This is a genomic window from Candidatus Sysuiplasma acidicola (assembly GCA_019721035.1).
In the GTDB taxonomy this organism is placed as follows: domain Archaea; phylum Thermoplasmatota; class Thermoplasmata; order Sysuiplasmatales; family Sysuiplasmataceae; genus Sysuiplasma; species Sysuiplasma acidicola.
On record JAHEAA010000008.1, the window covers coordinates 41,610 to 53,811 of the forward strand.

The window sequence follows — 12,202 nt, forward strand, 5'->3', positions numbered from 1 at the left end:
GTTATCTTCTTCGGGCTCTGCGCAAACGGATTATTCATCGCATTCCCGTGGTTTTTCACGCTAACAAGTGCTGCCTGCTCCTCCGTCGTCCCGTATTTCTTCATGTGCGCGGCGGCGAGTATTGCATAGGAGGATGCGGCAGACGCGCCGAGAGGGAACTCCCACGTCATGTCCGCGCTGTATGCGATCGATTTTATGACTTCCGGCGTCGTCTTGCCCTGTGCCCAGTCATAACAGTCCTGCGCTTTTTCAACACCGATAAGCAGCGTCGTGTCCGCCAGGCCGGATGCTATCTCCGCATATGCCGATCGGAACGCGTAACCTCCCGTCGCTCCTCCGGTCGTAATCCTCAGGCCGGGTTTACCGTACATGCCTATGTAATCATGCACGTAGGTGTCGGGCATTATCTGCCTCTCGAAAAGGTCGTTGTATATTCCGTAGACCACTGAATCTATGTCTCCGACACCCGTGCCTGCGTCCTTCATCGCGCTGACCGCCGCATCGAACGCAAGTTCGTAGTAGGTCTTGCCTGGAAATCTTGCCTCAAACTTTGTCTGGCCGATGCCCACTACCGCAACCCTCCCCCGCTCAGCCTTCATCGCACCGTATGATTTCACGCCAATCCCTCTTTCCGTTCTCCGTCCGCCGTGCGCTCCAGATGCACCGTCCTGAACTCCATCACAACTTCCTCCCGCTGATTCAGCGTCCGCGCATCCGTCGTCACTTGTACCGTTCCCGGTCGCGACTCCTTTCTTGCGCTGCTGTAAAACACCGTAAGCGTGTCTCCTATCTTCACGGGCGCGATGAACCTGACGAAGTCTATGGACTTCAGCGCTTTGAACAGATCGGCATTGACGGCACCGCACCTGATCATGAGTCCGAGCGAGACGGAGAGCGTCAGGTAACCGTGCGCGACCCTCTCTCCGAACATGCTCTTTTCTGCGGCCACCCTGTCCGTGTGGAGATAGGTCCAGTCGCCCGTAAAATATGAAAACATGACCACGTCCGTTTCGGTGATTGTCCTTCCTTCCGTCTTTATGTCCGGTGACGTCATGCCTCACTGTTCCCCTTTGAGGTACATGTCTTTGTATTTCTCGCGAAGCTCCTTCTTCAGGATCTTTCCGCTGGCATTGTGCGGAAGCGTGTCCACTACTATGACGCGTTTGGGCACCTTGTATCCTGCCATACTCTGTCTGAGCTGTTCCAGTATTTCCGATGCCACCGGTGTCTGATCCTTCTTCGGCGTGACGAACGCAGTTACCGCTTCCAGCCAGTACGGGTGCGGAAGGCCCACCACTGAAGCTTCGGCAACAGATTTGTTGTGCAGTATCTCTCTCTCCACCTCGACGGAGGAAACATTCTCTCCCCCTGTCCTGATAATGTCCTTCTTTCTGTCTACGAAGTAAAGGAAGCCCTCGCTGTCCTTCGTGGCCAGATCGCCGGTATGGACCCAGCCTTCGACGAACGTCTTTCTCGTGCTCTCCTCATTGTTGAAATATCCTTTTGCCACGGTCGGACCCCTCATCAGTATCTCGCCCGTCTCTCCGGCCGCCGCCTCTTTGCCGTCGTCCCCGACGATCCTGACCGAGATATTGATGTGCTGTCTGCCGATGGACTCCTTTCTCGCATTGAAATCCTCCGGCCGCAGCGTTGTGCCCATTGGCGTCGTCTCGGTCATGCCGTAATAATTTCTCCACCGCACGCCCGGAAAAATCTTCGACACTGCGTCGAACTGTGATGCGCTTATGAATGCGCCGAAACTTATGCAATTTCTGACAGTACTGAGAGGCTCCCTGAGAAACTGAGAGAGACCGATATAGAGTGTCGGCGGGAAGATCAGATATGTGACGCCGTGTCTCTTTATCAGTTCGACTATTTCTGATGGATTGGGCATCTTTTCCAGTACTATTGTTGCGCCGACATTCATGAAACCGAGAAACGTGTAGAGGCCGGCGACATGGTACACAGGTATGCTCAGCAGGAATGTGTCGCTGTGCCCCCATTCAAGATCGTGTACGGAGCTCAGCAGTGCCGCGTACCAGTTCAGGTGAGTGTTCATCACACCTTTGGGTTTCGCCTCGGTGCCTGACGTATAGAGTATGGTCGCCAGGTCATCCGCCGCTGTTTCGCAGAGGTAATCGTACCTTCCTTCTATCCTGATGTTGTCAAATTCAAGCAGCTCCGTTCCGATGTTGTCTAGATGCACGTCGGAGAAAAGCAGTGCCGGCCTGGAATCGCCAATCAGTGCCCTGATGTCGTCCGGCTTCAGGTTGAAATTGTATGGTGAATATACAGCTCCCAGGCGGCATGCGGCCATCCAAAGCTCAAGCATCTCCGGGCGGTTCTTTGAAAAAACGGCGATGATGTCGCCCTGTTTGATCCCCTTGCTCTTCAGATATGAACTCCAGCCGAGCACTTTTTCTCTGAAGTCAGCGTAGTTTATTTCCGCGCCGTCAAAAATTATGAATGTCTTGTCGGGCCACATTTCCGCAGAGCGATCGAGCACTTCAGCGACATTCAGCATAAAATTACTGTATGTGCAATGCGATGTGGGCATAATAATATTGTCAGCCGGCGCTTGCCCACCGGTCAATATTCCCGCGCAATTGTCATCCTGCACATTGCACCGCCGAATGCAAACGCCTCTGGCTGCAGCACCTTTTGGCCTTCCCGAACCCGGACAATGCACACAGGGTCGGACGGGCCAAACATTATAAGTTTCATCACCGCTCTTTCAGTACCCTGCGTTCCACGACGGCACATGTACTCGCGTGAGCAATTCAGGCACAGGGCAGGGGAAAATCCACAGAAAAGACAATGGGCCGCCCCGCAGTTCAGCAGGAGGAGAGGAAGTTACAGTGGTCACCGATAACACATCGGAAATTGATGGACTGAACCGGAAGAGCCATCAATTGCGCTTAACATCAGAAACTGGACCGGATCTGAGCTCAATCGAGTTGCACAATGTTGATTGCATCAGGGGCATGGATATGGTGGGCGACGGCACGATTGATGTTGTCGTCACATCGCCGCCCTACAACATCGGAACGCCCTACGGCAATTACGATGACACTGTGCCGCGCGCCGAGTACATTGCGTGGCTGGAATCAGTTGCGCTGAAGTTAAAGGAGAAAATGGCAGAGTCCGGCTCATTCTTCCTGAACATCGGTTCTTCTCCATCGAATCCATGGGGCCCGTTCGAAGTCGTGCTGATGCTGGGGAAACACTTCCACCTTCAGAATGTCATACACTGGATAAAGTCGATATATGTGGTCAATGAAAGCTATGGCACGAAGACTGAGATAAACGTCGGGCACTTCAAACCCATCAAGAGCGATCGTTTTCTCAACGATGCCCATGAATACATTTTTCATCTGACCAAATCCAACATGGTGAAGATAGACAGGCTGGCCATCGGTGTGCCTTACAAGGATGACAGCAACATCGAACGATGGAATCGCGAGGGCAGGAATCTGCGTTGCAGGGGCAATACATGGTATGTGCCTTACAAGACTATCAACTCCAGAGAGAACGACAGACCGCATCCGGCAAGTTTTCCTCCTGAAATAGCGGAGATGTGCATAAGGCTGCACGGCCTTTCGAGAACCAAAAGGGTTATGGATCCTTTTATGGGCATAGGCAATACGGCGATAGCGTGCAAAAGGCTCGGCGTGCCGTGCGTGGGTTTCGAAATAGACTCCGAATATTATGCCGCCAGTCTGCGATTCCTTGCGGAACTCTGAAGACTATCGTTTTCACGCAGTTCGTTCCAGTGTCGCCATAACTGCGTAAGACTTCCGATTGCCGAAGCGTAATGACGGCTGTTTATTTGGATCAGGCGCGTGATACGTTGACCAATTTTATGCGCTATATATCATACTTGTCTGGTTCTTCTCTGCTCATGAACTATTTCCGATACTTTCCTGACCAGTGCCGGAGTACTCTTTCCCCAGCCCCAAAGATTTCTACCCATTGCTATGCCTGCCGCATTCTCTTTTACGGCACGACTGATGTAGTCAATAACATCTGCCTGATCTGCCATTTTCGGTCCGCCAGCAATTATTACAGGTCTGGCCGTTCTTGAGAGCTGTTCTTTCATTCCCTCGAAGTAGAATGTTTTGATAACGTCTGTTCCAAGTTCCAGTCCAAGCCTGATACAGTGCGATATTATCTTCGGGTCCTTCTTCTCTTCATTCGGGTAAATGTGGCTGATTAGCGGCACGTCGAACCTGCTGCACATCCTGATTATGCTGCTCAGCTCACCAAGTCTTTCATGCTCATGACTGGTGCCGAGGTACATCTCGTACGACAATGCCGCGGGGTCATATGACATTGCCTGCTCCACATCAGAAAGCATAACCAGATTATACGGATCCGGAGAATAGGATGTAATGCCGTTCAACTTGAATACGAGTTCAAATCTGTTGAGGAGTGTACTGTCTATTGTGTCGACTATTCCCTTATTCAAAATAACCGCATCGACAAGGCCTACGGCCTTCTTCAGATGTCCCTCAATGCCTTCGCTTCCAAACACGTCGCCATATGGAACGCCATGATCCATGGCCATTATCAGTATTCTTTCTCTTTCGCCGAACAACCGTGATAATCTGTGAAATTTGCCGTAAGACACCGTGTTCACTTCCGATTTGGATCGATGAACTTGCGTGTATTAAATTTAACCGAGTCGGAGTCGGTCAAGTGCTCATGCAAACGTTTAAACCGTGCTAATCTTTATCTGGTTGGAAATCGGGGGTTCATTCAGTGAAAGAAAACGAAAATCTTCACAAGAATAAAGTCGGACTCTGGGCAATGGTATTTCTCACTGTTGCGGCCATTTATCCGATGGCCATGGCAGTCTCGAACGCGGCCGCTGCCGTTACATTCGGAGGGTTTGCCGCTCCTCTTATTCCGATATTTGGTGCCGTACTCATTTTGCTTGCAACAATACCTGTGCTCGAATACAGCAGGATTGCATCATTTGCGGGCGGTTATTACGGTCTTGCTGAGATGGGTTTCGGCCGTGCCGTCGGCAAATTCGTTGGCATGCAGAATCTGCTATATTTCATCTCGTTCGATGTATTGACATCCACCGCATTTGCTTACGTGGTATATTCATCTCTGACTTATGTCAGTTCAATAATTTTACCCGTATGGGCATTTATTGCAATATCCATTATTTTCATGTTCGGAATGTTTCTGGTAACGGTGCTGGACCTTTCTATTTCGGCAAAAGCCGTTATTATATCAGGCATCGCCCAGGTAGTGATACTTGTCATTTATTCGGCTGTCGTCATAGTGAAATCTCCTTACAACAGCATTTCCGCTTTTAACCCGGCGGTGGCTCCGGGCGGTCTCAGCGGACTGTTTCTTGGCGTGATACTCGCCGGTTTTCTTTTCTATACTGGATATGGCGTTCCCCTCTTTTTTGCAGAAGAGGGAAAAGCGCCGTTTAAAGACGTCTGGAAAGCCATAGTTATCGGCGTGATAATTCCAACAGTGGTTGGCGTTCTAGCAATTTATTCCGAGGTCGTCGCATTCGGCCTGAACAATGCCTCAAAACTTTCGAGCGAACTGAGCCCCGGACTTGCAGCATACCTGCCTTATCTCGGATTGCCGGCCGCGATGCTATTCATTGTGGTCGCACTGGTTGGCCAGGGATTCGGAGGTTTCGTCCCGGGCATGACTACTGCGAGGCTGATATATTCCATGGGCAGAGACGGCTTCTTCAAGTCCAAACGTATCACCAAACTCTCATCCAGGGGTATACCTGTAAACGCAGCAATGGTCAATCTGGTCCTGGGTATAGTAGCAACAGTGATTGATGAGGCGCTGATGATAAGCCTGTATGGTCTGAGCCAGGGTGCGTTTGATGCGCTGTTTCTGTCGGGCAGCATGGCAGTCGCATTCTGGTTCGTGCATCACATAATACCGGATGTCAGCCTTGCCTTCTATCTCAAAAAGAAGGGAATCAGCATACTCAAGCTGCGCAGTTTTCTGACATCGGTGGTTGCGCCTGCCGGTGCAGTAATACTGTTCGTTTATTCGTTCTACGAGGGTTACAAATCGCTGACCGAACCTTACTTCGGCGGACTGATATTCGTACTGCTGTCAATGCTGGTAAGCGCCATTTATGTCTATGTGAAACACAGGAACCATTCGCTTGGGGAATCATATGTCGAAAGGACGGTCTCTACCGAGATGCTCAAGGAGGAATTTATAGACTGAACGTCGGTTGCTGTCCTGGCCGACTGAGAATCAGCGAAAATTTATTGCTGGTACCGAAGTGCTATCTCTATGAAAGCATCAGTTTATTATGGCAAGGATAGCCTGGTTGCTGAAGATCGCCCGATGCCAACTATGACCTCCGGCGAGGCGATTCTGGAGGTCATGTCTGTGGGCGTATGCCCCACAGATGTCAAGGCATTTTTTCTTGGTTCTTCGTCAATCAAGCCACCCATTATACTGGGCCATGAAGTTTCCGGAGTGATTCGCGATTCCAGTGCTCATCAGCTGAAAGCGGGTCAGCGTGTCAACGTTGCTGCCGACAGTCCATGTCTGGTGTGTGTGACCTGCAAGAAAGGCTTTCAGAACCTCTGTCCCAATATGACGAGCCTTGGAGTGAATATCGACGGCGGATATTCACAGTTTATGAAAATCCCGAAGGATTTTATCGATAAGGGTCTGGTTTACAGCATAAACGACGATATCGGTTTCGATGAAGGTGCGCTGATGGAGCCGGTTGCCGTCAGTGTTCATTGCCTGAACCTTGTCCATTATGACCACATTGAAAATGCAGTCGTGATAGGCGACGGGCCCAACGCGCTGATACATCTTCAGCTGCTTAAACGAGTGAAAAAGGTAGGCAATGTGATTGTAATCGGACTCTCGGCTGAAAGACTCCGGATGGCTTCGTCCTTCGGCGCTGATATGACAATCAACCCGAGCAACGGCCAATCAGCGATAGAACGGCTCAGGGAGACTGGTGTAGACCTCATCGACATCACTATCGGAAACATGGATGCCATGAGTGAAGCAAAGAAAATCATGGGAAAGGGTACCAGTCTCCTTGTTTTCGGCGGCTCCATACACGACTCTGCCCTTCCAATAACAATGAACGAGGTACATTACAACCAGTTTGCACTGACAGGCTCCTCCGGTACGAGCACAGGCAATTATGCTCTCGCCGCCAATATCGTAAACTCCGGAATAATAGACCTTAAGGGTCTGATAACCAGGAAGTTTACTCTTACCGAAATTCATGAAGCAATGGCGTATTCGAAGGAGCTGAAGGGATTGAAATGCGTGGTGAATCCGTCATCCTCCTGATTGCTCCGTACGGCACAGTCTGCTGCATGTTTTCAGTCTCGTAACATCTATGAAGTAGTGGGGCTTCATTTCAGGCAACTGATACGGTCATCACGCTGTTGCATTTATATGAATTCAGGTCATCTCGTCGGTGGAATTGATATTGGTTCATCCTCTATGAAATGGACCATTTACGACTACAGGGAAAGACAGGTTGTGGATGCCGGAAAGAATCGGTATCCGGATGATTTTGTCAGGCCGGATACTGTAGACGTGAACGGCATTTTCACAATGTTCAAGGAACAGTTCCACCGCATGGCAGGCGAAAACGTTTCTGCGGTTGGACTCTCCTGCATGGCTCCAATCATGATTGCCGTAGACTCCAACTTCGAATCCCTGTTGAGCATCCCTTACAACTCTCTCGCCGGTTCAGAACTGTTCGGTGAAGTCGGTTCATTCGATTTCAAAAAACACACGCTGAACCCGCTCAACGTGCAGATGTTCCCCCAAAAGATACTCTGGTGCAGGAATCACATGCAGGATAAAATGAGGGAGGCCGCTCACTTCGTCGATCTTAATGGTTTTCTCTTTAACAAGATGTTGAGGAACAAAGGTGGAGAGCCGTTACAGGACATCGCCACTGCCGCCGAATGGGGACTCGTTGACGTCCCTTCAGGAGCCTGGTGGGGCAGTCTCGTCGAACATCTGGGCATCCGGGACAAGCTGCCGAAACTCGTCCAGCCTGAATACTCGAGGAAAGTCGACGGAGTAAGTCTCTGCATCGGTACCGTTGACACAATGGTTTCAGCTCTCGGCTCAATCGGCACTGCCGAAAATCACATTTTCGCATCAAACGGTTCGACTCTGTGTGCCGGTTTCGTTTCCCGCAGACCCGTGGTTACCGACAGGCTGTATTGTGATCTTTATTTCTCCGGCAGGTACCTCATAAACGGTTGCAATTCACAATACTACACTCTTCTTGAATTTGCAAAGCGTGTTTTCGATATGGACATAGACGTTGATGAGATTGGGTCCTCTCCAACAGGCTTGATTTTCATCCCCTATCTTCAGGGGGAGAGATGCCCGATCTTTGATACGGATATTCGTGGAGGGTTTTACGGCTTCGGCCCGACCACCACCAGAGCGGACATGGCCACTTCAATTGTGCATGCGCTGGCATATCTTTCAGCCGATATGTTTAACAATCTCATCGAAATCGCGGATGGTGCCATAGATGAAGTAGTCGCCGGCGGCGGTCTGACAAAGAAACTGATAGGCTCCATAGCCTCAACGATTTCTGGTGTGAATTATCGTATAAGCAATTATGACACAGGCACACTGGGAGCGGCGATCATAGCACTGAAGTCAACGGGCGCCATTGCAGACTACCTGGCCGATGCAAGTGCATTCATTCATGATGCCGGCACTGTCCTGCCTGCCTCTCCATCGTTGAATGCGCACATTGGAAATTACAGGAAATTCCTCGAGATACGCGAGAGGCTCAAAGGCATCAAACCGCCTCGATGATGACCGATCCGCTGTCTGCTCTTTTCGATCAAACATCGCCCAAGACCTGGTAATACCAGCTTTTTCTCTGCTTTCCGGTGGTGTCGAAGTATACATGCTTGACATATGTGAATTCTTCGAGGGAATAAGAGGATAGAGACGCACCATGTCCGCTCCGTTTGTAACCCGCCCACGGCATCTCAGAAGGCACAACGATGTGCTCATTTATCCACACTGTGCCAAATCGCAAATCTCTGGTTGCTCTCACCGCCCTGGTGACATCTCTGGTCCAGACGGATGAACCCAGACCGTAAGTCACGTCGTTGCTGCGTTGAATCACATCATTATACTCATTGAACGGCAGCACTGTGAAAACCGGCCCGAAAATCTCCTCTTTGACTATGGCTGATTCTTCATTTTCAGTGCTTATTACTGCAGGCCTGAGGAAAAAGCCGCCTTCCAGCCCGGATATGGTGGGCTCATCTCCTCCGCACTTCAGTTCGCCGCCCTCCTCAACACCCTTTCTTATGTAGCCTTCAACTCTTTTTCTGTGTGCGCCTGATATCAGCGGTCCCATGTCTGTTACGGGATTCGCTGGATGGCCTATTCTGACCTGTTTGAGCCTGCTGACAAGCAGTTCCTCGAACTTTGAAATCAGACTTTCATGCACATAATATCTGGTCGAGTTGGCGCAGTCTTGTCCATTGTTGACAAGTCCTCCGACCAGTGCGCCTTCAACTGCTGCATTGAGATCTGCGTCTTCAAAGACTATGAATGGTGCTTTGCCGCCCAGCTCGAGAGATACCTTTTTGAGATTCACGGAGGCAAGGCTCGAAATGTCTCTTCCGACTTCCTCGCTGCCTGTGAATGCGATCATGTCAATTTTTTTGCTCGATGCAAGACCATGCCCAATCTCTCCCCCCGGTCCTGTTATTATATTGACTGCTCCGTCCGGAATCCCGACCTTCTGCATTACTCTTCCGAGTTGCAGGGTTGTCAACGGCGTATAGCTCGCCGGTTTGATTACAACGGTGTTTCCCACAGCCAGTGCCGGAATGGCCCTCCATGCAACCATCATGAGCGGATAATTCCAGGGAGTTATTACTCCGACAACCCCTATTGGCTCGCGCCGTACCGCGCTCGTGCCGTCCTCTGTATATTCACCCATTGCCTTGCCCTGAATATCCCGGGAAGCACCAGCGAGGAATCTGATGTTATCAATCAGATACGGCAAATCATAGTTTGCCGTTTGTTTCATCGATTTGCCTGCATTCCGCGATTCCAGCGCCGAAAAATAATCCCTGTTCTCCTCTATGGCGTCCGCTAATCGCAGAAGTATGAGAGATCGTTCCGCGGGTGTTTTGCCCGACCACACACCGCGGTCGAATGCTGTCTTTGCAGCATCGATTGCTTCGCCAAGATCATCCATTGTGGCATGAGGCACCTTCGCCATGACAGCGCCGCTTGCCGGCTCAATGACATCCATGACTTTTTCATCCGACGATGGCCTCCACTTGCCATCTATGAAGTTTAATTCTGTCTTGAGTTTCTGTTCCATTCTCCGGCCCCGTTAAACTGAAACATCTGCGATCTAATAACGGTGACGATTGCGGGCTGAAGACTTTTCAATATTTCCTGTTCCGGAGAGAATGCCATCGGGTGCGCGTGTGCGCGATCTATTTCAGTAACATTGTCTTCACTGAGACTTAAGAGATGTTTCAATGGGGAAGAGAGTACTCATTACGGGCATATCAGGATTCGTCGGACCGCACCTCGCCAAATCGTACCTCGACAGCGGAGACGAGGTTTACGGCCTGGTAAGGAGGCGTGCTGATGGCGATGTGAACAGAGGTCTGCAGGAACTGGGCATCCAGAATGAGGTGAAGAAGATTGAAGGCAACGTCGAGGACCTTACTTCATTGCTTATGGCTTTCGACACGGCACGTCCGGACATCTTGTTCCATCTTGCGGCGCAGAGTTTTGTGCACAGATCTTTCATCAATCCGCTCGAGGTTGTGAATTCCAATGCTGTTGGTACGGCAAACGTCCTTGAGGCTATGAGACTCAAGTCAGGCAATTCCACAAAGCTTGTATTCGCCGGCTCGAGTGAAGAGTACGGTTTTGTTGCAACTTCAAGGAAACAGGTTGAAAGGTTTGAAAAAAACAGCGGCAGAATCTTTCCGCCCGTAGTTAAGTATCCTGAAGTGCCCATTGCGGAAACCAACCCGCTGAGGCCCATTTCGCCATATGCTGTTACGAAGGTGTTCGGCGAATACCTTTCCATAGAGTACGCACAGAGCTACGGACTGAAAAACGTCGTTTCAAGGGGTTTCAATCACGAGGGTGCGAGGAGGGGGTCGTATTTCGTCACTGCATCGATAGCCAGACAGGTCTCCGCCATAATGAGGGGGGAGGCAGGCGGCATCTCAATCGGCAATGTGGAAGCGTTCAGGGACTGGACGCACATTGACGACATGGTCAGGGGTTACAGACTCCTTGCGGAAAAGGGCGAAAAGGGGCAGGCATACAACATTGGCTCTGAAAGGACAAATTCAGTTGCCGCATACATACTCATGTGCTTCGATGTCGCAGGCATGAATGTCCGCGCAATCGAAACGCTGAAGGGCGGCAGGAAACTGAAGGATCCTACTGCTGAAACGAAGATATCGCTGTTCGGCAAGAAGTGGAAAGGCACCGAGATCGACAGGCTGCTCCTCGAAGAAGCATTCAGTTTCAGCCTGAAAGACGGCGGCTTCAGGGTGATGACGGATACTGGAAAGTTCGACGTCGTCTTCGACAAAGAGAAGTACAGGCCGACGGATGTGCCTATCCTTCTTTCCGACACGTCAAGCATCAGGAAACTTGGCTATTCCACATCGCATTCGGTCCTCGACATAGTCGGTGATCAGCTCAATTACTACGCTGACCAGCAGCACCGCAGACGTTAAGCGCGTTCACGGCTTCTTTGCTGCAGCCCAAATTGAGCCGGATCCGCATCTCATGCGCACTGGAAAAAGAGAGTGTCACATCATTTAGAATAAAACTTCTTGATTCGGCCGGACTGCAGCGCGCTTCTTAATTCATACAGGTTGAGGCAGAGTATTTTCCTCTTTTTTGCCTCTTTCATGACGCCGCGATCTATCCTCTCTCCAACCAGCATTCCGGGCATTTTCAGTTTCTTCGCCTTTCTGGTGATTTGTTCAAGCGAGTCAAAATCGGCATGAGATTTCGTCTCGACAAAAAACGAGATGCCATCCTTCACGAGCATGTCAACTTCTTCCCCGCCGCTGACAATCCTCGTCGATATCTTCCAGCCAACTCTCTCTGCATAGTCTTCTGTTCTGTCCCTTACTCTGTCCTCCAGGAGTCTGCCGAGGGTATTGCCGAGTGC

General features: G+C 50.5%; 11 protein-coding genes. 5 read left to right on the top strand and 6 right to left on the bottom strand.

What is annotated here, in order from left to right:
* From KIS30_05190 to KIS30_05200, 3 genes are all read right to left on the bottom strand, one after another.
* Positions 1-617: hypothetical protein (locus tag KIS30_05190; GenBank protein MBX8646136.1), on the bottom strand; the 617-nt coding region annotated here is incomplete at its 3' end.
* Positions 614-1,054, bottom strand: a complete 441-nt coding sequence (locus KIS30_05195) for a dehydratase (protein MBX8646137.1) — start codon at positions 1,052-1,054, stop codon at positions 614-616. The genes KIS30_05190 and KIS30_05195, both read right to left, overlap by 4 nt.
* A 3-nt stretch (positions 1,055-1,057) precedes the next feature.
* Positions 1,058-2,557: an AMP-binding protein gene (locus KIS30_05200; protein MBX8646138.1), complete on the bottom strand. Its 1,500-nt coding sequence runs from the start codon at positions 2,555-2,557 to the stop codon at positions 1,058-1,060.
* A 427-nt stretch (positions 2,558-2,984) separates the two neighbouring features.
* On the opposite strand from KIS30_05200, the gene KIS30_05205 reads away from it, so the two are divergent.
* A complete protein-coding gene (locus KIS30_05205) occupies positions 2,985-3,743 on the top strand; it encodes a site-specific DNA-methyltransferase (protein MBX8646139.1) in 759 nt (252 codons plus the stop codon).
* A gap of 131 nt (positions 3,744-3,874) precedes the next feature.
* Here the strand turns inward: KIS30_05205 and KIS30_05210 are convergent, their stop codons facing one another.
* Entirely contained in the window at positions 3,875-4,639 is a 765-nt protein-coding gene (locus tag KIS30_05210) for a hypothetical protein (protein MBX8646140.1), read from the bottom strand.
* Positions 4,640-4,761: 122 nt separating this feature from the next.
* Here KIS30_05210 and KIS30_05215 point away from each other — a divergent pair, with 122 nt between their 5' ends.
* From KIS30_05215 to KIS30_05225, 3 genes are all read left to right on the top strand, one after another.
* Positions 4,762-6,225 (top strand): APC family permease, encoded by a 1,464-nt coding sequence (locus tag KIS30_05215; GenBank protein MBX8646141.1) that lies wholly within the window; start codon positions 4,762-4,764, stop codon positions 6,223-6,225.
* Between the two features lie 69 nt (positions 6,226-6,294).
* Positions 6,295-7,326: an alcohol dehydrogenase catalytic domain-containing protein gene (locus tag KIS30_05220; GenBank protein ID MBX8646142.1), complete on the top strand. Its 1,032-nt coding sequence runs from the start codon at positions 6,295-6,297 to the stop codon at positions 7,324-7,326.
* Between the two features lie 108 nt (positions 7,327-7,434).
* On the top strand, positions 7,435-8,832 hold the full coding sequence (locus tag KIS30_05225; protein ID MBX8646143.1) for a hypothetical protein: 1,398 nt from the start codon (positions 7,435-7,437) through the stop codon (positions 8,830-8,832).
* 28 nt (positions 8,833-8,860) lie between these two features.
* Here the strand turns inward: KIS30_05225 and KIS30_05230 are convergent, their stop codons facing one another.
* On the bottom strand, positions 8,861-10,369 hold the full coding sequence (locus KIS30_05230; protein MBX8646144.1) for an aldehyde dehydrogenase family protein: 1,509 nt from the start codon (positions 10,367-10,369) through the stop codon (positions 8,861-8,863).
* Positions 10,370-10,532: 163 nt separating this feature from the next.
* Between KIS30_05230 and KIS30_05235 the strand changes: the two genes are divergently transcribed.
* Positions 10,533-11,759 carry a GDP-mannose 4,6-dehydratase gene (locus KIS30_05235; protein MBX8646145.1) on the top strand — a complete coding sequence of 409 codons (1,227 nt, stop codon included), beginning with the start codon at positions 10,533-10,535 and terminating at the stop codon, positions 11,757-11,759.
* Positions 11,760-11,839: 80 nt separating this feature from the next.
* On the opposite strand, the gene KIS30_05240 is transcribed toward KIS30_05235, so the two are convergent.
* Positions 11,840-12,202, bottom strand: a 363-nt coding sequence (locus KIS30_05240; GenBank protein MBX8646146.1) for a hypothetical protein, incomplete at its 5' end; no start/stop codon positions are given.